Here is a 23166-nt window from a genome sequence, read left to right as displayed (position 1 = left end):
CGGAATACAAGGGGGTATGTATGTTAAGGGTGGAATAATATACAAAAAATCCGTAAATAACTCAAGAAAAGTTACAAAATACTGTTGACAAAAATGTTTATTCGCGCAATAATGTATACATATTTACAACGTTACATGTTGAATGTGCACGGAGTTTGTGTTATGATGTTTGCGTGTGATGTACGATTCCAGAGGGGGATTGCAGGATGAAACATGTCTTGTCTGTGTTTGTGGAAAATCAGACTGGTGTGCTGGTCCGTGTTGTAAGTATGTTTTCCAGACGCGAATTCAATATCGACAGTCTCGCGGTTGGCGTGACGGAGAAAGAGGGGTATTCGCGCATCACGGTGGTGATTCACGGCGATGAGGATCTCATCGAGCAGATCATCAAGCAGCTTGAGAAGATGCCGGTGGTGCAGGCCGTACAGCGTTTGGATGAGAAGAATGCAGTCTGCCGGGGACTTACGCTGATAAAGGTCAAGGCTAGTGACACGAGCCGCCTGGATATCTTGAAGATGGCCGAACTTTTTCGGGCTCATGTGGTGGATGTGGATTCCTCCACGCTGATCTTCGAGCTGACGGGCAGCGATGATAAGGTGACGGCATTTTTGAATCTCGTCAAGCCTTATGGCATCGCCGAGGTCATTCGTACAGGCCTGATTGCGTTGGAACGCGGTGAGCATACTATTTATGAACATTGTGAGGAGAGAGAGTACTATGGCAAAAACTTATTATGATCAGGATGTTAACTGGGAAGTTCTGAACGGCAAGAAGGTTGCCATCATTGGTTACGGCAGCCAGGGCCATGCACATGCCCTGAACCTCAAGGAGAGCGGCGTTGATGTGGTCGTCGGCCTCTATGAAGGTTCCAAGTCCAAGAAAGTTGCCGAGGAACACGGCCTGACGGTCAAGAACGTCGCCGATGCTGTCAAAGAAGCAGACATCACGATGGTCCTGATTCCGGACGAGAAGCAGTCTGACGTCTACAAGAATGAGATTGCCCCGAACCTGAAGGACGGCAGTGCTCTCGCTTTTGCCCATGGTTTCAACATCCATTACCAGCAGATCGTTCCTCCCGCTAATGTCGATGTGTTCATGGTTGCGCCGAAGGGCCCTGGCCACCTCGTGCGCCGTACGTATACGGAAGGTTCTGGCGTTCCCGCTGTGTTCGCTGTGCATCAGGATGCTTCCGGCAAGTGCTTTGACATTGCCCTGGCCTATGCCAAAGGCCTCGGTGCTACGCGTTCCGGCGTTCTGCAGACTACCTTCCGCGATGAGACGGAAGAAGACCTCTTCGGTGAGCAGGCTGTCCTCTGCGGCGGTGTCTGCCAGCTGATGCAGACCGGCTTCGAAGTCCTCGTAGAAGCAGGTTATCCGCCTGAAATGGCATACTTCGAATGCTTCCATGAGATGAAGCTCATCGTTGACCTCTGCTATGAAGGCGGCTTCACGAAGATGCGCAAATCCATCTCCGATACGGCTGAATATGGCGACTACATGGTAGGCCCGCGCATCATCACGGAAGAGACCAAGAAGGAAATGAAGAAAGTCCTGAAAGAAATCCAGGATGGTACCTTCGCCCGCAACTGGCTGCTCGAAAACCGTGCTGCCGGCCGTGCAAACTTCAATGCTCAGCGCCGTCTCCATTCCGAACATCAGATTGAGAAGGTCGGCAAGGAGCTCCGCAACATGATGCCGTGGCTCAGAGGTGCAGATGATCTGGCCAAAGACTAAGTATGAAACGCCTGAAAAGCAGGAATATATCCATTTAAGTCGAATGTTTTAAATTGAACAGTAGTGAGAAGCCTTCCCCTTCCACCTATCGGGAAGGCTTTTCTTGTAGATAACGGGAGAGTGAGAGCATGGGTATGACGATGAGCGAGAAGATTCTCGCGAAACATGCCGGCCTGGAACGCGTGGAAGCGGGCCAGCTGGTGACCTGTAAACTGGATATGGTGCTGGCCAACGATATCACGGCCCCGCCTTCCATCAAAATCTTTGAGAGCATTGGCCGTCCGGTCTTTGATAACGAGAAGATTGCGCTGGTACCGGACCATTTCCAGCCTGCCAAGGATATCAAATCCGCAGAACTGGCCAAGATTGTCCGGGACTTTGCGGTCAAACATAAGATTGTCCATTACTTTGAGCAGGGACGCGTGGGCATCGAGCATGTCATCCTGCCCGAACAGGGCATTGTGGCACCGGGCATGCTGACTATCGGCGCGGATTCCCATACCTGCACCTATGGTGCGGTCAACGGTTTTGCCACGGGCGTAGGCTCCACGGATTTGGGCGCGGCAATGGCTACGGGCGAAGCCTGGTTCAAGGTGCCGCAGGCCATCAAAGTCGAATTGACCGGTCAAAAACCTGCCGGCATCAGCGGCAAGGATGTCATTTTGACATTGATTGGTCAGATTGGCGTCGATGGTGCCCTCTATAAGTCGCTGGAATTTGCCGGTGAAGGCGTCAAGAGCCTGACCATGACCGACCGTCTGACCATTTCCAATATGGCCATTGAAGCGGGCGGCAAGGCCGGTATCTTCCCCTATGATGAAATCACGGCAGAATATGTCAAAGACAGAGTCAAGAAGCCCTTTGAACCGGTAGCTGCTGACGATGACGCGGCATACTGCCAGGTAGTCGAGATTAACTTGTCAACGCTGAAACCTGTAGTGGCCTTCCCGCATCTGCCAGGTAATACGAAAGCAGTGGAGGATATCAAGGAGCCTATCGCTATCCAGCAGGTCATCATCGGTTCCTGCACCAATGGCCGTTTGGAAGACCTGCAGATTGCGGCGGAAATCTTCAAAGGCCATAAGGTGGCCGATGGCGTGCGCTGCATCGTGATTCCGGGCAGCCCGACAGTCTATAAGGAAGCCATGAAGCGCGGTTATATCGATACCTTTATCGATGCGGACTGTGCTGTTTCCACGCCGACCTGCGGTCCGTGCCTGGGCGGTTATATGGGCATCATGGCGGCCGGGGAAAAATGCGTTTCCACGACCAATCGCAATTTCCGTGGCCGTATGGGCCATGTGGATAGTGAAGTTTACTTAGCTGGCCCTCATGTGGCGGCGGCAAGTGCAATCCTGGGCCGGATTGCCACGGCAGAGGAGGTACAGTGATGAAATTAGAAGGAAAAGTTTGGCGCTATGGGGATAATATTGATACCGATGTGATTATCCCCGCAAGATATCTCAATACCTTTGATCCGAAAGAACTGGCCAGTCACTGCATGGTGGATATTGACGAAAGTTTTGCAGGCAATGTTCAGGAAGGCGATATCATGGTGGGCGGCCGCAACTTCGGCTGCGGTTCTTCCCGCGAGCATGCGCCGGTAGCCATCAAGGCCAGCGGCATTCCCGTGGTGATTGCTGCGAGCTTTGCACGGATTTTCTACCGCAATGGCATCAATATCGGCCTGCCCCTGCTCGAGATCGGCGATGATGTGGAAAAGATCCATGCCGACGACAAACTGCAGGTGGATGTGACCACCGGCGAAATCAAGAACCTCACCACAGGTGACGTGTTCCATGCGCATCCCCTGCCGGGTTTCGTGCAGGAGATTGCCGAGGCCGGCGGCTTGATTGAGTATATCAAACAGAAAGGATAAGTGTGATATCTATGGCATATAAGATTGCGGTTATTCCTGGTGATGGTATTGGCAAGGAAATCACGGATTCTGCTGTCGAAGTATTAAAAGTTGCGGATAAAAAATTCGGCTTGGGGCTGGAATTTGTTTACCATGATGCGGGCGGTACGGCCTACGATAAATTCGGCACGCCGCTGCCGCAGGAAACCATCGATGCCTGCAAGGCTGCCGATGGCGTGCTGTTTGGTGCCGTGGGCGGCGATAAATGGGATAAGGTGGAACCGGCCAAGCGTCCGGAAAAAGCTATCTTAGGCTTGCGCAAGGAACTCGGGCTCTATGCCAACCTGCGTCCGGTCAAGGTCGCCGATGCCCTGATCGAATACTCGCCACTGAAGCCGGAACTGGTGCGCGGTGCAGATTTGGTTATCGTGCGTGAACTTATTGGCGGTATCTACTTTGGCGAGAAATGCGAGTCTGAGCAACATAATGGTGCAGAGCGCGCCTGGGATTTGGAGAACTACTCCGTGCCCGAAGTTGAGCGCATTGCCAAGCTGGCCTTTGAAACGGCCAAACTGCGCCGTGGCAAGGTTACTTCTGTAGACAAGTCCAATGTGCTGGCCACTTCCCGCCTCTGGCGCCGTACGGTGACAGAAGTAGCGAAAGCATATCCGGAAGTGGAGTGCAACAATCTCTATGTGGACAACTGCGCCATGCAGATTGCCGTAAAGCCGACGCAGTTTGACGTCATCGTGACGGGCAACCTCTTTGGCGATATCCTTTCGGACGAGGCAGCCGTGGTCGGTGGTTCCATCGGCATGCTGCCGTCCGCATCCATCGGCGAATGCACGAGCCTCTATGAACCCATCCATGGCAGTGCACCGGATATTGCCGGACAGGGCATCGCCAATCCGATTGGCACGATCTTGTCGGCGGCTATGCTGCTCAGATATTCCCTGCACGAAGAGAAGGCGGCCGATGCCATTGAGGCAGCCGTGGATACGGCCTTGGCCGAGGGGTATCGCACGCCGGATCTCTGGAAGGAAGGCTTTACGAAGGTAAATACCAGCGAAATCACCAAAATCATCAGCGAGAGGGTGTAATTATGAACGGAGCACAGGCAGTCGTTGCATGTTTAAAAGAACAGGGCGTCGATACGGTGTTTGGCTATCCCGGGGGGATGATTCTGCCTTTATACGACGCTTTATATGATAGCAAGGAGATAAAGCAGGTTCTCGTGACTCACGAGCAGAACGCCGCGCACGCCGCTGACGGCTATGCCCGTGCTTCGGGAAAAGTGGGTGTCTGCATCGCTACCTCCGGTCCGGGAGCCACGAACCTTGTGACGGGGCTGGCCACGGCCTTTATGGATTCCATCCCCGTAGTGGCCATCACCGGTCAGGTGGATACGGCGCTTCTGGGGCGGGATGCCTTCCAGGAGACGGATATCCTCGATGTGACCATGCCCATAACCAAACATAACTACAAGATCAAGGATGCCCGCCTGTTGATCAGCACGATCCGTGAAGCCTTCACCTTGGCGAAAAAGGGGCGTCCGGGCCCTGTGCTGGTGGACGTGCCCAGAGATCTGTTCTTCAAGGAAGTGGCTTGGGAGGATGCACCGGCCTGCACGAAGAAAGCAGGCAAGCCCGATGCGGATTTTCTGATTTGTGTGGCCGAAGCGGCTCGGGAAATCGTCAAGGCGCAAAAGCCCGTGGTCATTGTGGGCGGCGGTGTGATTTCGGCAGGGGCCACGGCTGAAGTCATGGCCTTTGTGGAAAAGTATAATCTGCCCGTAGCCCATACCTTGATGGGGCTTGGGGCAATCCCGCGGGAACATCCGCAGTCCCTGGGCTTTGCGGGCATGCACGGGGAGAAGGCCGCGAACCATGCCATTGCGGCCGCTGACCTGATCATTGCCATTGGCAGCCGCTTCGGTGACCGCCAGACGGGCAACGTCAAGAAATACACGCAGGACACCAAGTTCATCCATATCGACATCGATCCGGCAGAAATCGACAAGAATATCGGCAACAGCCTGGGGTTAGCCGGCGATATGAAGGTAATCCTTGGCCTCTTGATGAAGCAGGAAGCCACGGGCAATATCGATGAATGGTGGTCACAGATCCAATCCTGGAAAGAGACCTATGACTATGACTATCATGTCAACCGTCTGACGGTTCCCTGGGCTTTGCATCAGGTGGCGCAGAATACCAAGGGCAAGCCCTATGCCTTTGCTACGGATGTAGGCCAGCATCAGATGTGGGCGGCCTTGCATCTGCGCATTGAAGAACCGCGTACATGGCTGACCTCCGGCGGCCTTGGCACGATGGGCTTTGGACTGCCGGCCGCCATGGGCGCGCAGATGTACTACGGCGACAGCCGACGCGTCATCCACGTGGCTGGCGATGGCGGCATCAAGATGACGGGCAACGAGTTCTATACCATCGCCCGGCTGAACCTGCCGGTGATTTCCCTTATTGTCAACAACACCAGCCTGGGCATGATCCGCCAGCTGCAAAAGGTTATGTATCAGGAACGCTATATCGCCTGCGAATTTGACTATCAGATGGATTATGCCGCCTATGCAGGCAGTTTCGGCATCAAGGCTGAAACGGTATCCACGCAGGAGGAATTTGCCGAGGCGCTGAAACGTGCCTTGGAAGATAAAGACCATCCGCGGATCATTGTCCTCAACGTATGGCGCAGCTTTGTGGAGCCCATGATCAAGGGCGGAGCCCGGATCGATGAGTTTGTGGAATTCAAGTAAGTAAAACGGGAGCCCTTTATTTGAGGGTTCCCGTTTTTGGAATATATTATTTGTTGTACATACGGCTAAGGGCGTTATCCTTGAAGATATTGCCTTGCTCGATATAGCGGTGGACCATCTTTTCGGATTTGTGCCGTGTCTGGCGCATGATGGTCAGGGCATCGATATCGTGCTGGGCGGCGCTGGTGGCAAAGCCGCGGCGTAGGCTGTGGCCGGCGAAGAGGTGCTCGTCGAGGCCGGCCAGGCGTACATATTTCTTGACAATCAAGGCTACGGATTTATCCGAGAGCTGGGTATTGCGCAGACTTTGCACTTTGGTGACAGGGCGGAAGATCGGGCCCTGATGGATCTGCGCGGTATCCAGCCATTTTTTTAGCGCTCGTACTGCGCAGATTTCCGCCTGGGGGGCGTAGGGGATGGCAATCTGTTCGCCGTGGCCGAGCTGGTCCCCTTTGGAATGGGCGACGAAGATGATCAAACCCTGCGGGGTGAATGATAAGTCCTCATATTGGATGCGCACGAGTTCTGAACGGCGGAAAGCGCCGGCAAAGCCCAGGAAGATCAGGGCCTTGTCCCGCAGGCCGGAGAGTTTTTCCTCATCGAACAGGTCAGCCAGCAGGTAGAGAGTTTCCATCAGAATCGGAGACTTGCCTCGCTGGAAGGTGCCTTTTTCGCGGCGGATGGCGGACATGGCAGCCCGTACGATGCCGTCTTTGGCGGGGTTATGGCGCCCACTGAAGCCGGCGGCGATATGGTTCTCGGAAATGGCCGTGACCCGGCGGGAAACGGTATTGGCCTTGGCATCGTCGGCCAGGTCATTGATGTAGTTGACGATGGTTTCCGGCGTGGCGGGCAGGTCTGACACGCCGTGGTGCTCACACCAGTCGGAAAAATCGCTCCAGTCGCAGGCATAGGCCTTGAGCGTGTTGTCGGCCTTGGATTTTTCCAGGCGCCGCTTGGCCTTCAGGGAGAGGCGTTCGTTGTTTTCAATGCGGGCATTTTTTATCAGCATAAAATTATCTTTGACTTTCATGGCGAACCTGCTTTCATAAAGAATATATTCCTATCTTACACTAATTTCATTAGAAATAAAATAACCCTACCGCAATCGCGATAGGGTTATTTTATGATATATCAGCTTTTGGTGATATTATGCGCAAATTAAAGGGCACGCTGAACCTTACCAGAACGCAGGCAACGCGTGCAGACATTGACACGCTTAACTTCGCCTTCAACAACAGCGCGTACACGCTGGATGTTCGGCTTCCAAGTGCGTCTCGTCTTCAGATGGGAATGGCTGACATTGTTGCCAGACAGTTCGCCTTTAGCGCAGATTTCGCAAACACTTGCCATGTGTTACACCTCCTTAAACCTGTGGGAGCCTACTGCTCCTAACACACAATAATGGTATTTTAGCACAAAAAGCGGGGGGGTGCAAGTATTTTTACTTGACACCCTTGAAAAAATTTTTGCGTATTGTAGTTCTTGCGCAGTTTTGGGCAAATGGAGTTTTTATTTTTATTTTATATTGTTAATTTGTATCATTTATATTACAATGTAACCTATGAGATGAACAGTTGTCAATTCATCTTAAATCTATTATTGGAATGGGTTGTGTTATGAAAAATTTCAGACTTAGCGAAAAAGAGGTAAAAACGCTTGCCAAGCGTATCCCGACGCCCTTTTTGGTGGCTTCACTGGACAAGGTTGAGGAAAACTACCAGTTTATGCGCCGTCATTTGCCGCGGGCGGGAGTGTTCTATGCGATGAAGGCGAATCCTACGCCGGAGATCTTATCTCTGCTGGCCGGTCTTGGTTCCCACTTTGATGTGGCTTCGGCTGGTGAGATGGAGATGCTCCATGAATTGGGCGTAGATGGTTCGCAGATGATATATGCCAATCCGGTAAAGGATGCGCGCGGCCTCAAGGCTGCGGCTGACTATAATGTACGCCGGTTTACCTTTGATGATCCGTCGGAAATTGACAAGATGGCCAAGGCAGTACCCGGGGCTGATGTGCTGGTGCGCATTGCCGTGCGCAACAACAAGGCCCTGGTCGATCTCAATACGAAGTTCGGTGCACCCGTGGAAGAGGCGCTTGAACTCTTGAAGGCTGCACAGGATGCCGGCCTGCATGCCATGGGCATCTGCTTCCATGTGGGCAGTCAGTCCCTGTCCACGGCGGCTTATGAGGAAGCTCTGCTCGTGGCCCGCCGGCTATTTGATGAAGCTGAGGAGATGGGCATGCACCTGACGGACCTCGATATCGGCGGCGGTTTCCCGGTTCCTGATGCCAAAGGTCTCAATGTGGACCTCGCGGCGATGATGGAAGCCATCAACAAGCAGATTGACCGCCTGTTCCCGGATACGGCCGTCTGGACGGAGCCGGGGCGCTATATGTGCGGTACGGCTGTGAATCTCGTCACGTCGGTTATTGGCACGAAAACGCGCGGTGAGAAACCTTGGTATATCCTGGATGAAGGCATCTACGGCTGCTTCTCCGGCATCATGTATGACCATTGGACTTATCCCCTGCATTGCTTCGGCAAGGGGGCGAAGAAGCCTTCGACTTTTGGCGGTCCGAGCTGCGATGGCATTGATGTGCTCTATCGCGATTTCATGGCGCCGGAGCTCAAGATCGGGGACAAGGTGCTCGTGACGGAAATGGGTTCCTATACGAGCGTCAGCGCCACGCGCTTCAATGGTTTCTATCTGGCACCGACGATTATCTTTGAAGACCAGCCGGAATATGCGGCCCGTCTGACCGAAGATGATGATGTGAAGAAAAAGGCGGCTGTATGATGGATATCGAAGAGATCAAGCATATGCTGTTCCATGCGCTGACGGAAGAATCACTGGAAGCACGTTTGGATGAAGCGAAGAGCCAGCAGGAAGTCTATGGAATCCTGCAGGAACTTCCGTACTTCACCTTGAGTCTGGAAGAGTTCCAGCAGGGAATTGAAGCAATGCAGAATGAGGCAGAATAAGGGTGATTGACCGGTCAATTGACTGGTCAATCACTTTTTTTATAGCAGGCCTTTTCAGCAAACTTTCTTTGCGTTATAATGTCAAGGTTACTATAATTTATCATAAGCTATTATATTAGGGAGGAACGTATGGAATCATTTATGGGGGCGCTGGGGCTTTATGGCCTTGGCACTTTGGCGTTAGTCTGGCCCAAACGGCTGGAACTGGCTGCCCATTATGTATCCATGGGGCTGGCCTCGGTGGCAAGCTTCATGGTATTTGGTCTGGCCCTGCTGGAAATCATGGGGCTGGGCACTGGCGGCCTGTGGCAGCTGGGCCGTTATTCAATGGTGGTGGACGGCTGGGCCGCAGCTTTCCTGCTGATCATCGGCTTGTCAGGCACGGCGGTTAGCATCTATGGCCTGGGCTATGGCCGGGGGTATTTAGGTGAGCGCATCCGGCAGCTGGCCGGCCTTTGGAACCTGTTCTTAGGCTCCATGGTGCTGGTGGTACTGGCTGGTGACGCCTTTACCTTTATCCTGGCTTGGGAAGTCATGGCTTTGGTATCTTTCCTGCTGGTCAACCACGAGAGCGGGAAGAAGCATGTGGTGGGTGCGGCCTATCAGTATATGGTCATGACGCACCTGGGCACGGCGGCCATCCTCGTGGCCTTCTACATCCTTGGCAGCGGGGCGGAGAGCTTTGCCTTTGTGGATTTAGCGCATAGCGAACTTTCGCCGGTCATGAAGCATATCGCCTTTGGCTGTGCCTTTGCTGGCTTTGCCCTGAAGTCCGGTCTGATGCCGCTGCATGTCTGGCTGCCCAATGCTCATCCGGCGGCACCGTCCCATGTGTCGGCACTCATGAGCGGCGTGATGCTGAAGGTGGCGGTCTATGGTTTTGGCCGCTTCGTGTTTGAATTTATCGGGGCAGATATTTTTGCTTACGGCCTGATCGTGATGGTGATTGGCCTGATTTCGGCCTTCCTGGGTGTGCTCTATGCTTCCATGGAAAAGGATATGAAGCGCATCCTGGCCTATTCCTCGGTGGAGAATATGGGCATCATCTTTGCGGCCTTTGGCTGCGGCATGCTCCTGATGGCCATGGATAAGCCGTATCTTTCGGTGGTGGCCTTTACGGCGGTGCTGGTGCACTCTGTGGCCCACAGCCTGATGAAATGCCTGCTCTTCATGAGCGCAGGTGCGGTCATGCATGCCACGGGGACCCGCAATGTGGAACTGTTGGGGGGGCTATTGAAGAAGATGCCCTGGACGGCGGCCTTTACACTGGTGGGCTCCATGTCTTTGGCTTCGCTGCCCTTTACGGCAGGTCTGGTGGGCGAGTGGCTGACCTTGCAGGGCATGATGTCCCTGGCCTATGAAGCAGGCCGGCCGGAACTGCGCCTGCTCGTCATCTTTGCCTTTATTCTGCTGGGGCTGACCGGTGCTCTGGCGCTGGGCTGCTTCGTGCGGCTCTATGGCGTGGCTTTCTTAGGGCGCCGCCGTTCCAATCTCGTGCTCAAAGCCCATGAGATGCCGTTTACGATGCTTTGTGGCATGGGACTTGAAGCCGTGGCCATCCTTGCGATGGGCATCATGCCGGCACCGGTTGTCAACCTGATGCGTCAGGTTCTTATTGACAGCCCGCTGGCCATTCCGGCCGGTGACTTTATCGGCCTCTGGTGGAATGGCGGCCAGTCGGAAGCGGTCTTCAATCCCTGGCTGATCATGATTGCAGGGCTCCTGCTGTTTGCGCTGCTGGCGTTGACGCTGGGCGGTAATAAGGTCATCGTCCATCAGGATGTGACCTGGAACTGCGGTACGGAACCAACCCGCCGCCAGCAGTATACGGCCACGGGCTTTTCTAAGCCGCTGCGCCGGGCGTTTGACTTTATCCTGAAGCCCCGCCGCGAGCGCGTATTCTTGCAGCGGGATCATGCTTATTTTGGACGCAAGCTACATTATAATCTGATGATTCCCGACCAGTTCACGGATCGTCTCTACCATCCGGTGGAACACATCATGGTAAAAGTGGCCGACACCCTGCGCATTGTGCAGCAGGGCAGTGTGCGGCTCTATATCGGTTATACCATGATTGCCATGGTCATTGTGCTTATTTGGGGAGGAATGTAAAAGATGGCCTTGAGTTTCTATAATGCGGCGCTGCAGGCCCTGATTTTACTGGCCTGTGCTCCCCTGATTGCCGGAATTGTCAACAAGACGAAGGCATTTTTGCAGAAGCGGCAGGGGGCCAGCATCTTCCAGGAGTATTTCGACCTCTGGAAATGGTGGCGCAAACCCGTCATTGTGACGAAGTATACGAGCTGGGTATTCCTGGCTGCACCAATCGTCTATCTGGTGACCAGCATCATGGCGGCGATGATGCTGCCGGGGCTGCTTACGGGCAATATCCGTTTCGGTGATGCCTTTGTGTTCGTCTATGTGCTGGCGCTCGGTCGCTTCTTCATGACACTGGCCTCGATGGATTCGGCCACGGCCTTTGGCGGCATGGGCGGCTCCCGTGAAATCTACATTTCCGTACTAGTGGAACCGGCGGTGATGCTGGCCATCCTCCTGAATGCCTCCCGCTATGGTTCGACGATGCTCTCGCAGATGGTCATTGACTACAATGCCTTCTATTTCACGGTTCCGGCCGTACTGGGCGGCGTGGCCTTCTTCCTCGTGATGCTGGCGGAAAACAGCCGCCTGCCGGTGGATAACCCCGATACGCATCTGGAGCTCACGATGATCCACGAGTGCATGACGCTGGAATATTCCGGACGTCTCCTGAGCTATATCCATCTGGGCAGCATGCTCAAGATGCTTTCGTTCCTGGTGCTGTTCGGCACGCTTTATCTGCCCTTGCCGCTGCCCATTGCGGTCAAGGTTCTCCTGAGTGCGCTTCTGATTGGTCTGGTGGAAATCCTCAACAATAAGATGCGCCTGTTCAAAGTCCGTGTTTATCTGTCGGCGGCGGTCATCATGCTGGCCGTAGCCATCATTGCGCAGTAAGGAGGAGAAAATGGAATATTTGGTAGTTTTGCTCCTCTTCGTGGTCTTTGTACAGACACGCGTGATGGAGCTGCGCCGCTCGGTGCTGGCGCTGATGGCCCAGTCGGTGATCGTAGCTTGTGCCTGTCTCTTGGCCGGTCTCAATCATGGGCTGATGCATGCGCTGATTCCCTTTGCTTTGACGCTGGGGGTAAAGGTCATCTTTATTCCCATGGCGATGCTGAAGCTCATCAAACGCATTACCGATGACCGGGAAATCTTTTCCGATATCAATGTAAACTATTCGACGGTGGCTGCGGCGGCTTTCCTGGTCTTCGGCTATGTGCTGGGCAACCGCTTTATGCTCAATCCGATGGAGCAGGATATCTTTGCGGCCACCATCATGATGATCATGACAGGGCTGGCTTTGATGGTCATGCGCAAGCGCGCCATCCTGCAGATATGCGGCCTGATCACGCTGGAAAACGGCATTTATCTGCTGGGGTTGATCATCACGGAAGGTCTGCCGCTCGTGGTGGAGCTGGGCGTGTTCCTGGATGTATTGATTGCCGTGGTGGTATTGGTGATCCTGACCAATCGCATGAGTCTTTCCTTTATGACCACGGATACGACGGTAATGAGAAAGTTGAAGGGCTGAGGTAGTTTATGGAACTTTATTATATACTGGGACTGCCGCTGCTCTTTGCAGTGGTGGCAGCCTCTAATGTGCTGGGACTGAAGCTCCTGCACGTTGCCGACCGGCTGACGGCCACGGTGGTTTTCGGCCTGATCCTGGATCTGGGGATGAACTTCTCCTTGCATCCGGATACGCCAATCCGGATGGGATTTTTCTATGTGGATGCCCTGAGCATCTGGATGCTCCTGATCGTGGGGGCACTTTATCTGGCCTTTGCCTGGACGAGCAAGGCTTATCTGGAGCGCGATACGAATATCCGCTATGGCTATCTGCGGCGCTTCACGCATCTCGAAGGCCGTTTCTATGCGCTGTCCCATATCTTCGTCTGGACCATGATGCTCGTGGTGACGGTGGACAGCCTCGGTCTGATGTGGGTGACTATTGAAGCCACGACCTTGGTTTCGGCCCTGCTGGTGGCCTTCAAATTCACCCGTACCTCCCTCGAAGCGGCCTGGAAATATGTCATGGTCTGCACCGTGGGCATCTGTCTGGCACTTTTGGGTACGATTATCCTCTACTACGGCCAGCTGCAGTCCATGGGAGATGTTTTGCCTCTGAACTGGGAGTTTATGGCTATTCATGCCCAGATGCTCGATCCAGAAGTGGCAAAGCTCGCCTTTGCCTTCCTGTTCGTAGGCTATGGCACGAAGATTGGCCTGGCGCCCATGCATGCCTGGCTGCCCGATGCCCATTCGGAAGCGCCGGCACTTACGAGTGGCCTGCTCTCGGGCGCACTTTGCATCTGTGCGCTCTATGTGCTCCTGCGCGCTACGGCCATTGTGATGCCCGTGGTCGGGCTGGATTTCATCAGTTCCATGTATGTGGGCTTTGGTCTGCTGACCATTGCGCTGGCCGTGCCCTTTGTGGTGGTGCAGCGTGACGTGAAGCGCATGCTGGCCTATTCCTCCATGGAAAACTTCGGCCTTCTGGCAGCAGGTTTCGGCCTGTTCATGCCGATGGCCGCAGAGGCATCACTCCTGCATATGTTTAACCATGCTCTGGTCAAATACATGCTGTTCTATACGGCGGGTACCATCATGGAAACCTACGCCACGAAAAATATGATGCGCATCCATGGCATGATGCAGCAGGCCCCCAAGACGGCAATGTTCTGGCTGCTGGGCATCGTGGGCATTCTGGGCATGCCGCCCATGGGCGTGTTCTTCAGCAAGTTCTATATCATTGCCAGTTTCTTCCAGGCGGAGCATCCGTATCTGGGTATCCTGGCTTTGGTTCTGCTTGCCGGTATGCTGATTGGTATCCTCTATCATGCCATGCGCATGCTGGGTGGCAAGCCCACCCGCAAGGCGGCTGGTGAGCTGATGGGGCGTCTGGACAGCGCCGTGCTGTTTTTGATGCTGGCGGCCAGCGGCTTGGTGAGTGCCTTTGCCTATGAGATTCCCTTTGTGGGCACCATGCTGAAGGCAGCAGCGAAGATAGTACTGGGAGGTGTATGCTGATGGCAGATTGGTCTTTGAAAATCGTCAAACCCGAAAATTTCCGCGGCACGGCTAATATCTTGTCCAACGGCGGCAAGAATCCGTTGACGGCTATGTTTGGCCGGGATGAAACGGAAAATCCGGCAGTCAAGGGTTATGCCATCTATGCGGTGTTTGAGAACCTGGGCGAGCATAAGCTCGAAGCGGTCAAGGCAGTGTTCGGCGAAGGGGAGTCCCTTTGCTATGAGTCCCTGACGCCCCTCATCCCGGCTGCTGCCTGGTACGAGCGGGAGATTCAGGATATGTTCGGCATCGTGCCGCAGGGCCATCCCGATCCGCGTCCGCTGGTGCTTCATGACACTTTCCCCGAAGGTTTCTATCCCCTGCGCAAGTCCGTGGAGAAAGACGCCGATGTGCATGGCAGCCGCCGCATGGATATGAGCGTGGCCCGCGGTGAGGGCGTTTATGAAGTGCCGGTGGGGCCCATCCATGCGGGCATCATCGAGCCGGGGCATTTCCGCTTCAGTCAGGCCGGCGAATCCATGCTGCAGTTGGATGCGCGCCTGTTCTATACCCATCGCGGCCTCGAAAAAGTCATGGAAGGTAAGACGCCGGAGGAGGCGCTGCCCATCGTGGAGCGTATCTGTGGTGCCTGCTCCATTGCTAATACCTGGAGTTTCTGTCAGGCTGTGGAAAAGATTGCGGGCGTAAAGATTTCCCGGCGGGCGGAAATCATCCGCACCCTGCTCATGGAAATCGAGCGCATCACCAACCATGTGGGTGACCTGGGCAATATCCCCGCCGGTGTGGGCTTCAATCCCGCCATCAGCCTCGGTGGCCGCACGAAGGAAATGCTGATGCGCCTGCAGGAACGCATTGCGGGCAACCGTTTCCTGCGCGGCGTGATCGTTCCGGGTGGCGTGCGCCAGGATATCAGTAGTGCACTCTGCAAGGATATTGCCGATATCATGGATAAGACAGAGGTCAGCGTAAATGACCTGACGGAAATGTTTGCCCAGCAGGCCAACTTCCAGAACCGTGTGCGCACGACCGGTATTGTGCGCAAGGAAACGGCCGTGGATCTGGCCATGGTGGGCGTGGGCGCCCGCGCTTCGGGCTTTGCCCATGACAGCCGCAAGGACTTTGCCTACGGCCTGTATCCGGAACTGGACTTCAATATGGTCACAGAAAAAACTGGTGATGTGGCAGCAAGACTTGCTGTGCGCATTGCCGAACTTACGGAATCCTTTAAGCTTGTGCGCCAGCTCATAGGCATGCTCCAGAATGACAAGTCAAATGACGCCGTCAATCTGACTTGTCAGATTGATTGGTCAAAAGTAAGCGGCGATGACTGGGGCCTCAGCGAATCGGCCCGGGGCAGCAACTTCCAGTTCGTGGCCATGCAGGAGGGCAAGATTGACCGTATCTTTGTTCGCAGTGCGTCCTATCCGAACTGGCCGGCCGTGACCATTGCGGTGCAGGGGGATATCATTCCCGATTTCCCGCTGATCAATAAGAGTTTCGAGCTTTGCTATGCCTGCATTGACCGTTAAGTGAGGAGCGAATATGTTTAAGGTAATAGAACGATTATTGGGCGATAAGATCGCCACCGAAAAGATTTCCCTCACCGGCAGTGAACGCTTCCGCGGGAAAATCACGGGCAGCTGCAGTATAGCCATGCGCGAAGCCTGTGCCAAAGCCTGCCCGGTGGGCGCCTTTGCCGCTTCAGACAATGGGCAGGGATATGCCGTTGACTATAAAAAATGCATCTTCTGCGGCAAATGTGTGGAGCGGGCCATGGGCAGCCTGCAGCATAGCCGGGAAGAGGCCATGCCGGTCATCACTGAGGAGGCCGCTGAAGTTACGGCAGAAGTGATTCGGCAGAAATTGGGCCGCAGCCTCCATGTGCGTCATCTCGACGCCGGTTCCTGCAATGCCTGTGACTTCGAGATGGGTGCCATGTCCAATCCCATCTACGACCTGCACCGCTATGGTGTCCATGTTGATGCCAGCCCGCGCCATGCAGATTTGTTGATGGTCACGGGCGTGGTCACGCGGAATTTGGAACAGGCACTTAGGATGTCCTATGAAGCCATGCCGGAACCGCGTCTCGTGATGGCCTGCGGTGCCTGTGCCGCAGGCGGCGAAACCTATGGCGCCAGCTATGCCATCGTCGGTGCCGCAGACCAGGTCGTGCCTGTGGATATCTACATCCCGGGCTGCCCACCGCGCCCGAGCGCGATGATTGCGGGGCTTCTGGCCGCCGCCGATATACTGGCAGAGAAAATGTAAAAATATTTTTTTTAGGTATTGAAGCGTTCCTGTATTTATGATAAACTACTTAGGTATGTGGGCGGTCCTCTGAGCAGGCATGAGCTTGCCACGAACGTCTGATTAAGGAGGAAAATAAAAATGAACATCATCGAGACTCTGGAGAAAGAACAGCTCCGCAGCGACATTCCCGTTTTTGCACCTGGCGACAAGGTTCGCGTACATGCAAAGATCGTCGAAGGCAACCGTGAGCGTATTCAGGTATTCGAAGGCCGCGTAATCGCTCGTCAGGGCGTTGGCGTTCGTGAGACTTTCACCGTTCGTCGTATTTCCTACGGCATCGGCGTAGAACGTCTGTTCCCGGTTCATTCTCCGCGTATTGCTAAGATTGAAGTTGTCAGCCGCGGTGTTGTCCGTCGTGCAAAACTTTATTATCTGCGCAACCTTACGGGTAAAGCTGCTCGTATCAAAGAAAAACGCTAATCTGCGTAACGGTAGGGACTGCTTCCGAGCAGTCCCTATTTTTGCGTAAGATGAGCAAATACAACAAGAGGAGGAACCCCTATGAGTTCATTAGGCGAAGAAGCAAAGGATTGGCTGATATCCATCGTCATTGCGGTGGTGCTGGCCTTCTTTATCCGCGAGTTTATCGTGGAATTATACATCGTGGATGGCCCGTCCATGCGGCCGACACTGCAATCGCAGGAGCGGCTGGTGGTCAATAAGTTCATCTATAACTTCCGCGAGCCGCAGAAGAACGAGATCCTCGTATTTGAATATCCCCGCGACCGCAGCCGCGATTTCATCAAGCGCGTGATCGCGACGGCCGGTGATACGGTGGAAATCAAGGCGGGCAAGGTCTTTGTCAATGACCAGCTCCTGAATGAGGATTATATCCTCGAACCCACCCGCAGCGAATATCCGAAATCCACAGTTCCGAAAGGCACCATCTTCGTGATGGGGGATAACCGCAACAATTCCGAGGACAGCCGCTTTGCCGATGTTGGCTTTGTTCCTTTAGATCTCATCAAGGGCAAGGCCATGCTGGTGTTCTGGCCGATTGGGCAGTTCAAGACACTGCCGTAACAGGGGAGGCGTAGACGATGAAGTTTATTTCCTGGAATGTCAATGGCCTGCGGGCCTGCCTGAAAAAGGGATTTATGGAGTCATTCTGCAAGCTGGACGCCGATGTGTTCTGCCTGCAGGAAACGAAGATGCAGCCGGATCAGGCCATCCTCGATCTGCCGGGCTATAAGCAGTATTGGAACAGTGCTGAAAAGAAAGGTTACTCTGGTACGGCGGTGTTTTCCCGCATCGAGCCGATGCGTGTCACCTATGGCCTCGGCATTGAGGAGCACGACCATGAAGGCCGTGTGATCACGCTGGAATTTCCCGAAATGTTTCTGGTTACGGTCTATACGCCGAACTCCAAGCGGGAACTGGAGAGGCTTTCCTACCGCATGGAATGGGAGGATGCCTTCCGGGCCTATTTAATGAAGCTGGATGAAACGAAACCCGTGGTCATCTGCGGGGACCTCAATGTGGCCCATCAGGAGATTGACCTCAAGAATCCGAAGACGAACCATCACAATGCCGGCTTCACTGATGAAGAGCGCGGCAAGTTTGGCGAGCTTCTGGATGCCGGCTTTATCGACACCTTCCGCACCCTGTATCCGGAGCGCACGGGCATCTATACCTGGTGGTCTTACCTGCGCAAAGCCCGGGACAACAACGCCGGATGGCGGATTGACTATTTTGTGACGTCCAAGCGGTTACAGGAAAGAATCAAGGATGCCACCATCCACAATGAGATTTTTGGCAGCGATCATTGTCCTGTTGGCCTGGAGTTGGAATAATGTTAGAAAATCCTTGACAGGTACGGTTCCTTAGGATAAAATTTATACGTTATGTTGAGTTGAAGTGAGGATACAATTTTGTATCCTTTCTTGTTTTATATTAGGAGGCAGATTACACTAAAATGAGTATGACGACCAATGAAAATCTGAGAAACATTGCCATTATCGCCCACGTTGACCATGGTAAGACCACCCTGGTTGATGGCATGCTGAAGCAGAGCCATGTGTTCCGTTCCAACGAGCAGGTTGCGGAACGCGTCATGGACTCCGGCGATATCGAGCGTGAGCGCGGCATTACGATCCTGTCCAAGAACACGGCTGTTATGTACAACGGCGTAAAGATCAACATCGTGGACACCCCGGGCCATGCTGACTTCGGCGGTGAAGTTGAACGTGTTCTCAACATGGTTGACGGCGTTGTCCTGCTCGTAGATGCCTTTGAAGGCCCGATGCCTCAGACGAAGTACGTGCTGCGCAAGGCTCTTGAGCAGAAGCTCAAGCCGATCGTGGTCATCAACAAGATCGATAAGCCGAATCAGCGTGTAGACGATGTTTATGATGAAGTTCTCGAACTCTTCATGGAACTCGATGCCGATGATGAACAGCTCGACTTCCCGGTTATCTATGCTACGGCCCGTGACGGTATTGCCAAGTACAGCATGGATGACGACAACGACAACCTCGAACCGCTGATGGAAACCATCGTCAAGGAAATCCCGGCTCCGCATGGTGATCCGGATGCTCCGCTGCAGATGATGATTACGACGCTCGAATCCGATGCTTTTGTAGGCCGCGTGGCCATCGGCCGTATCATCCGCGGTACGGCTAAGCCGAACCAGAATGTCTGCATCATCAATGGCGACCAGGAAACCAAGGCCAAGATTGGCAAGGTATTCACGTATCAGGGCCTGCAGCGCGTAGAGAGCGAATCTGCCAGCATGGGTGAGATCGTTGCCCTGACCGGCCTCGGCGATGTATCCATCGGTTACACGGTTGCCGATGCTGAAAATCCGGAAGCTCTGCCGACCATCAACATCGACGAGCCGACGCTGTCCATGACTTTCGGTGTCAACACGAGCCCCTTTGCCGGCCGTGAAGGTCAGTTCGTAACGTCCCGTCACCTGCGTGACCGCCTGTTCAAGGAAATCGAGACCAACGTGGCTATGAAGGTTGAGGAAACGGATTCTGCTGATGTGTTCAAGGTTTCCGGCCGTGGCGAACTGCATCTCTCCATCCTGATCGAAACTATGCGCCGTGAAGGCTATGAACTGCAGGTCGGCAAACCGGAAGTTGTTTACAAGACCATCAATGGCCAGCTCTGCGAACCGATCGAGAACCTGACGGTTGAAGTGCCGCAGGAATACATGGGCGCTGTTATGGAAGGTCTTGGCACGCGTAAGGCTGAGCTCACGAACATGACGGAGACGGCTGGTTACATGCGCCTCGAATTCACCATTCCGGCCCGCGGCCTGATTGGTTTCCGTTCCGAACTGCTCACGAGCACGAAGGGTAACGGCATCATGAACCACGTGTTCCATGGCTATGCTCCGTACAAGGGTGACATCCCGGGCCGTACGCGCGGTTCCCTCGTTGCCTTCGAACAGGGCGAGACCACCGGTTATGGTATCTTCTCCCTGCAGGATCGCGGCGTGATGTTCATCGAGCCGGGCGAACAGGTTTATGAAGGTATGATTGTTGGTGAAAACTCCCGCGATAACGATATCGACATCAACCCTTGCAAGAAGAAGAACGTATCCAACATGCGTACGTCTTCCTCCGATGAAGCAATCCGCCTGACGCCGCCGAGAATCCTCTCCTTGGAACAGGCTATCGAATACATCAACAATGATGAAATGGTCGAAGTAACGCCGGAACACATCCGTCTGCGCAAGTCCATCCTTGACCGTACGGTTCGTGGCCGTGCAGCCAAGAATGCCCGCAAAGGCTGATAATGATAAATAAGTAAAATAATTCCTGCTGAAAAAATATTTTTTCAGCAGGAATTTTGCATTTTGAAAAGAACTATGCTATTATAAGATATGTTAAATGGAATTATTTGTTGATGTATTTGACTACAGGCAATATAAACTACTAAATTACTGGAAGGACGATCGAAAATGGGGGCAGTGTCAAAGATTACGGACAAGTTGATGGGATTGGCAGATCTCATTATGCCTATTCCTGAAGAGGATGAGATTGATTACACTGAAGAAGCAGAGGAAGAGGCAAAGGCAGCCAAACAGCAGCAGAAGTCAGCAAAGGCCAGCCGTCGCAGTGCGGCAGCCAGCACCAGCTATGCAGAGGAATACAAGGTAGCCAATGGTGAACCCATTCGCATGGAACGTTCCAGCTATACTCAGGAACCGGTGTTCCGGCAGAAGAAGCAGCAGCCGCAGCTGACCGTGCATACCACGAAGCAGCCGCAGCTCAAGATGCAGATCTTTGCACCGAAGAACTTTGACCAGGTGACGGCGATTGCGGATGATCTCAAAGCTGGCAAAGCTTGCGTGGTGAATTACGAGCAGATTGAGGCTGCAGAACAGCGCCGTATCTGTGATTTCGTAAACGGTGTATGCTATGTTCTGGATGGCTCAGCTAAGCGCGTTTCCAATCAGATTATGCTTTATGTGCCCAATGGGGTGGATGTGACAGAAGCCATGACGATGGCATTGACGGATTGATAACTGCCCGTTGATAATTTAGCTTTAGTTAGACCAGGCAGTCCTGCGGGGATTGTCTGGTCTATTTCTATGTATAAAGGTGGAGATATTATGGAACAGAACAACGAAATTTTAGAAGGCGTATTAGCTGAATTTGCTAAACTTGCTGCGATTCCCCGCAAGTCCGGCCATGAACAGGCCGTCAGCGATTTCCTGAAAAATTATCTGCAGGAAATGGGCTTGAAGGTAACGCAGGACGAGAAAAATAATATCATCGCCGACAAGCCTGCCTGCCCGGGCTTTGAAAATGCTCCGCTGACCATTCTGCAGGGGCATATGGATATGGTCTGCGTAGCTGCAGAAGGCGTGGCTTTCGATCCGCTCAAGGATGCGATCAAGCTCGTACGCGACGAGAAATTCCTGCGTGCTGATGGCACGAGTCTCGGCGCCGATGACGGCATCGGCGTGGCGGAAGCCATCTATATCCTGAAGAATGCCAAGGACCATGGTCCGCTGCGCATGATCGTGACCGTGGATGAAGAGCAGGGCATGACCGGTGCCATCCATCTCGATGCCAAACACCTGCAGGATGCCAAATTCCTGATCAACTGCGATTCGGAAAACTACGATGAATTGACGGTGGGCAGTGCCGGCAGTGTCAACCTTGACTTTTCTCGGGAAGTAAAATGGGTGAAGCCGGAACTTTCCGCTGCCTGGCAGATCGAGGTCAAGGGCCTCTTAGGCGGCCACTCCGGCGAGCGCATCGGCGATGGCCGGGGCAATGCCATCCGCACGCTGGCTATGACGCTGGCAGCTTTGTCCGGGGAGGGCGAAGTGGAACTGGCAGCCTTCAATGGCGGCAAGGCCCGCAATGCGATTCCTGACGATGCCCGCATGGTTATCGTGACGGATTTGGATAAGGCTGTGATTGAAAAGGTACTCAAAGATCAGGAAGAGCGTTTTAACAAGATGTATGGCAGTGTAGATCCGCATGCACAGTTTGTGCTGACGAGTGTAACTGCACCGGAACAGGTCATGACGGCCGGGGATAAAACCCGTCTGATTCGTTTGCTGACCATCCTGCATACGGGTACGTTTGCCATGTCTACGGTGATTCCGGGGCTCGTGGAGACTTCTGCCAATTTGGGCGTGGTTGAGATCACGGACACGGAAGTCAAGATCCAGTACTTCCCGCGTTCCGCTGTGGACCAGAAGCTCGACGAATTCCGCTTCATGGCCGAAGAATGGGGCGCACTGACGGGCTTCACGGCCCATATCGGCACGCAGTCCCCGGGCTGGAAAGAAAACAAGGACAGCAAGCTGGCCAAGATCATGGCGGATACTTTCAAGAAGCAGAACGGCAAGGACATGAAGGTTGAAACCATCCATGCCGGCCTCGAATGCGGCTGGCACTTCCGCAAGAATCCGCAGCTTGATATGGTGTCTATCGGTGTGACCACTATGGATATCCACAGCCCGAAAGAACGCCTGCTCTTAGAAACGGTCAAACCGCAGGTAGATCTGATTGTGGAAACCTTGCATGAGATTGCAAAGCTGTAAAAGAGAATACTAAAGGGCTGTGAAATAGTTCCTTAATTAGAAAAGTTCGTTGCCAGAAGGATATGCTCCCCCTATGAGATACAGAGAAACATAAAACTGTACTCATAGGGGGAGCAGTTCATTCACAACGTGTCAACGGACTTTTTCAAATTGCAGTTTGTTGGGCAGTTCGTGCTGAAGGTATCCCGTTCATACGTTGTCAGGGGTTCACGGGGGAGTGCTTTTGCTGTTTCCGCTAAACGTCCCTCCCTGTCAAGTTAGAGCTGTTTAGCTGGATGCGCCGGGCAGGCCAGCGGCGCGTCTTTCAGCGTGCTTTCTAGTTACTACCTGCGTCGGGCCGGTCTTCGCTTACGCTCAGACTGTCGCTC

At 53.8% G+C, this 23166-nt stretch carries 22 protein-coding genes; 20 read left to right on the top strand and 2 right to left on the bottom strand.

Annotated features, from left to right (window positions below):
* The first annotated feature begins 206 nt into the window (after positions 1 to 206).
* The 6 genes from ilvN to ilvB all read left to right on the top strand — a co-directional run bounded on the left by ilvN (position 207) and on the right by ilvB (position 6359).
* Positions 207 to 737: an acetolactate synthase small subunit gene (gene ilvN, locus BLQ59_RS00110; protein ID WP_014424788.1), complete on the top strand. Its 531-nt coding sequence runs from the start codon at positions 207 to 209 to the stop codon at positions 735 to 737.
* On the top strand, positions 718 to 1734 hold the full coding sequence (gene ilvC, locus BLQ59_RS00105) for a ketol-acid reductoisomerase (protein ID WP_074570501.1): 1017 nt from the start codon (positions 718 to 720) through the stop codon (positions 1732 to 1734). Before ilvN ends, ilvC begins: the two co-directional genes overlap by 20 nt.
* A 128-nt stretch (positions 1735 to 1862) precedes the next feature.
* A complete protein-coding gene (leuC, locus tag BLQ59_RS00100; protein WP_074570500.1) occupies positions 1863 to 3125 on the top strand; it encodes a 3-isopropylmalate dehydratase large subunit in 1263 nt (420 codons plus the stop codon).
* The gene (locus BLQ59_RS00095; RefSeq protein WP_074570499.1) at positions 3125 to 3613 is read left to right on the top strand and encodes a 3-isopropylmalate dehydratase small subunit; all 489 of its coding nucleotides are present in this window, start codon (positions 3125 to 3127) and stop codon (positions 3611 to 3613) included. The genes leuC and BLQ59_RS00095 overlap by 1 nt, the downstream gene beginning before the upstream one ends.
* A gap of 11 nt (positions 3614 to 3624) precedes the next feature.
* Positions 3625 to 4692 carry a 3-isopropylmalate dehydrogenase gene (leuB, locus tag BLQ59_RS00090; RefSeq protein WP_074570839.1) on the top strand — a complete coding sequence of 356 codons (1068 nt, stop codon included), beginning with the start codon at positions 3625 to 3627 and terminating at the stop codon, positions 4690 to 4692.
* Positions 4693 to 4694: 2 nt separating this feature from the next.
* Positions 4695 to 6359 carry a biosynthetic-type acetolactate synthase large subunit gene (gene ilvB, locus BLQ59_RS00085; protein ID WP_074570496.1) on the top strand — a complete coding sequence of 555 codons (1665 nt, stop codon included), beginning with the start codon at positions 4695 to 4697 and terminating at the stop codon, positions 6357 to 6359.
* Positions 6360 to 6405: 46 nt separating this feature from the next.
* Here the strand turns inward: ilvB and BLQ59_RS00080 are convergent, their stop codons facing one another.
* Together BLQ59_RS00080 and rpmB are read right to left on the bottom strand one after the other, a co-directional pair.
* On the bottom strand, positions 6406 to 7371 hold the full coding sequence (locus BLQ59_RS00080) for a site-specific integrase (protein ID WP_371118260.1): 966 nt from the start codon (positions 7369 to 7371) through the stop codon (positions 6406 to 6408).
* Between the two features lie 149 nt (positions 7372 to 7520).
* On the bottom strand, positions 7521 to 7712 hold the full coding sequence (rpmB, locus tag BLQ59_RS00075; protein ID WP_014424781.1) for a 50S ribosomal protein L28: 192 nt from the start codon (positions 7710 to 7712) through the stop codon (positions 7521 to 7523).
* Between the two features lie 266 nt (positions 7713 to 7978).
* Between rpmB and BLQ59_RS00070 the strand changes: the two genes are divergently transcribed.
* The 14 genes from BLQ59_RS00070 to pepD all read left to right on the top strand — a co-directional run bounded on the left by BLQ59_RS00070 (position 7979) and on the right by pepD (position 22798).
* On the top strand, positions 7979 to 9160 hold the full coding sequence (locus tag BLQ59_RS00070) for a type III PLP-dependent enzyme (protein WP_074570490.1): 1182 nt from the start codon (positions 7979 to 7981) through the stop codon (positions 9158 to 9160).
* Entirely contained in the window at positions 9157 to 9345 is a 189-nt protein-coding gene (locus BLQ59_RS00065) for a hypothetical protein (RefSeq protein WP_074570487.1), read from the top strand. Before BLQ59_RS00070 ends, BLQ59_RS00065 begins: the two co-directional genes overlap by 4 nt.
* A gap of 129 nt (positions 9346 to 9474) precedes the next feature.
* Positions 9475 to 11457, top strand: a complete 1983-nt coding sequence (locus BLQ59_RS00060; RefSeq protein ID WP_074570486.1) for a proton-conducting transporter transmembrane domain-containing protein — start codon at positions 9475 to 9477, stop codon at positions 11455 to 11457.
* Between the two features lie 3 nt (positions 11458 to 11460).
* Positions 11461 to 12336 (top strand): respiratory chain complex I subunit 1 family protein, encoded by an 876-nt coding sequence (locus BLQ59_RS00055; protein WP_074570483.1) that lies wholly within the window; start codon positions 11461 to 11463, stop codon positions 12334 to 12336.
* Positions 12337 to 12346: 10 nt separating this feature from the next.
* Entirely contained in the window at positions 12347 to 12973 is a 627-nt protein-coding gene (locus BLQ59_RS00050; protein WP_074570481.1) for a hydrogenase, read from the top strand.
* Positions 12974 to 12981: 8 nt separating this feature from the next.
* Positions 12982 to 14472: a proton-conducting transporter transmembrane domain-containing protein gene (locus BLQ59_RS00045; RefSeq protein WP_074570478.1), complete on the top strand. Its 1491-nt coding sequence runs from the start codon at positions 12982 to 12984 to the stop codon at positions 14470 to 14472.
* Positions 14472 to 16004, top strand: a complete 1533-nt coding sequence (locus tag BLQ59_RS00040) for a hydrogenase large subunit (RefSeq protein WP_074570473.1) — start codon at positions 14472 to 14474, stop codon at positions 16002 to 16004. Before BLQ59_RS00045 ends, BLQ59_RS00040 begins: the two co-directional genes overlap by 1 nt.
* Positions 16005 to 16017: 13 nt before the next feature.
* Complete coding sequence (gene nuoB, locus BLQ59_RS00035) at positions 16018 to 16743, top strand: NADH-quinone oxidoreductase subunit NuoB (RefSeq protein WP_074570468.1); 726 nt, start codon at positions 16018 to 16020, stop codon at positions 16741 to 16743.
* Positions 16744 to 16863: 120 nt separating this feature from the next.
* Entirely contained in the window at positions 16864 to 17205 is a 342-nt protein-coding gene (gene rplS / locus BLQ59_RS00030) for a 50S ribosomal protein L19 (protein ID WP_014424772.1), read from the top strand.
* 81 nt (positions 17206 to 17286) lie between these two features.
* On the top strand, positions 17287 to 17808 hold the full coding sequence (gene lepB, locus BLQ59_RS00025) for a signal peptidase I (protein ID WP_074570465.1): 522 nt from the start codon (positions 17287 to 17289) through the stop codon (positions 17806 to 17808).
* 17 nt (positions 17809 to 17825) lie between these two features.
* Positions 17826 to 18578, top strand: a complete 753-nt coding sequence (locus tag BLQ59_RS00020; protein ID WP_074570463.1) for an exodeoxyribonuclease III — start codon at positions 17826 to 17828, stop codon at positions 18576 to 18578.
* A gap of 128 nt (positions 18579 to 18706) precedes the next feature.
* Complete coding sequence (gene typA, locus BLQ59_RS00015) at positions 18707 to 20527, top strand: translational GTPase TypA (RefSeq protein ID WP_041914690.1); 1821 nt, start codon at positions 18707 to 18709, stop codon at positions 20525 to 20527.
* Positions 20528 to 20695: 168 nt separating this feature from the next.
* Positions 20696 to 21259, top strand: coding sequence for a cell division protein SepF (locus BLQ59_RS00010; protein ID WP_074570460.1), 564 nt, complete (start codon positions 20696 to 20698; stop codon positions 21257 to 21259).
* A gap of 90 nt (positions 21260 to 21349) precedes the next feature.
* Positions 21350 to 22798 carry a beta-Ala-His dipeptidase gene (gene pepD / locus BLQ59_RS00005; RefSeq protein WP_074570458.1) on the top strand — a complete coding sequence of 483 codons (1449 nt, stop codon included), beginning with the start codon at positions 21350 to 21352 and terminating at the stop codon, positions 22796 to 22798.
* The last annotated feature ends 368 nt before the right edge of the window (positions 22799 to 23166 follow it).

The organism is Pseudoselenomonas ruminantium, assembly GCF_900104055.1.
Taxonomy (GTDB): domain Bacteria; phylum Bacillota; class Negativicutes; order Selenomonadales; family Selenomonadaceae; genus Selenomonas_A; species Selenomonas_A ruminantium_C.
This window is presented reverse-complemented; position numbering and strand designations above follow the sequence as displayed.

Excerpts from the sequence above, each read along its gene's own strand:
- ilvC (WP_074570501.1), top strand. The coding sequence starts at position 718 with ATGGCAAAAACTTATTATGATCAGGATGTTAACTGGGAAGTTCTGAAC.
- BLQ59_RS00020 (WP_074570463.1), top strand. The coding sequence starts at position 17,826 with ATGAAGTTTATTTCCTGGAATGTCAATGGCCTGCGGGCCTGCCTGAAA.
- BLQ59_RS00065 (WP_074570487.1), top strand. The coding sequence starts at position 9,157 with ATGATGGATATCGAAGAGATCAAGCATATGCTGTTCCATGCGCTGACG.
- BLQ59_RS00050 (WP_074570481.1), top strand. The coding sequence starts at position 12,347 with ATGGAATATTTGGTAGTTTTGCTCCTCTTCGTGGTCTTTGTACAGACA.
- leuB (WP_074570839.1), top strand. The coding sequence starts at position 3,625 with ATGGCATATAAGATTGCGGTTATTCCTGGTGATGGTATTGGCAAGGAA.
- BLQ59_RS00060 (WP_074570486.1), top strand. The coding sequence starts at position 9,475 with ATGGAATCATTTATGGGGGCGCTGGGGCTTTATGGCCTTGGCACTTTG.
- BLQ59_RS00070 (WP_074570490.1), top strand. The coding sequence starts at position 7,979 with ATGAAAAATTTCAGACTTAGCGAAAAAGAGGTAAAAACGCTTGCCAAG.
- pepD (WP_074570458.1), top strand. The coding sequence starts at position 21,350 with ATGGAACAGAACAACGAAATTTTAGAAGGCGTATTAGCTGAATTTGCT.
- BLQ59_RS00095 (WP_074570499.1), top strand. The coding sequence starts at position 3,125 with ATGAAATTAGAAGGAAAAGTTTGGCGCTATGGGGATAATATTGATACC.
- leuC (WP_074570500.1), top strand. The coding sequence starts at position 1,863 with ATGGGTATGACGATGAGCGAGAAGATTCTCGCGAAACATGCCGGCCTG.
- lepB (WP_074570465.1), top strand. The coding sequence starts at position 17,287 with ATGAGTTCATTAGGCGAAGAAGCAAAGGATTGGCTGATATCCATCGTC.
- rplS (WP_014424772.1), top strand. The coding sequence starts at position 16,864 with ATGAACATCATCGAGACTCTGGAGAAAGAACAGCTCCGCAGCGACATT.
- BLQ59_RS00080 (WP_371118260.1), bottom strand. The coding sequence starts at position 7,371 with ATGCTGATAAAAAATGCCCGCATTGAAAACAACGAACGCCTCTCCCTG.
- BLQ59_RS00010 (WP_074570460.1), top strand. The coding sequence starts at position 20,696 with ATGGGGGCAGTGTCAAAGATTACGGACAAGTTGATGGGATTGGCAGAT.
- ilvN (WP_014424788.1), top strand. The coding sequence starts at position 207 with ATGAAACATGTCTTGTCTGTGTTTGTGGAAAATCAGACTGGTGTGCTG.
- rpmB (WP_014424781.1), bottom strand. The coding sequence starts at position 7,712 with ATGGCAAGTGTTTGCGAAATCTGCGCTAAAGGCGAACTGTCTGGCAAC.
- BLQ59_RS00055 (WP_074570483.1), top strand. The coding sequence starts at position 11,461 with ATGGCCTTGAGTTTCTATAATGCGGCGCTGCAGGCCCTGATTTTACTG.
- nuoB (WP_074570468.1), top strand. The coding sequence starts at position 16,018 with ATGTTTAAGGTAATAGAACGATTATTGGGCGATAAGATCGCCACCGAA.
- ilvB (WP_074570496.1), top strand. The coding sequence starts at position 4,695 with ATGAACGGAGCACAGGCAGTCGTTGCATGTTTAAAAGAACAGGGCGTC.
- BLQ59_RS00045 (WP_074570478.1), top strand. The coding sequence starts at position 12,982 with ATGGAACTTTATTATATACTGGGACTGCCGCTGCTCTTTGCAGTGGTG.
- typA (WP_041914690.1), top strand. The coding sequence starts at position 18,707 with ATGACGACCAATGAAAATCTGAGAAACATTGCCATTATCGCCCACGTT.
- BLQ59_RS00040 (WP_074570473.1), top strand. The coding sequence starts at position 14,472 with ATGGCAGATTGGTCTTTGAAAATCGTCAAACCCGAAAATTTCCGCGGC.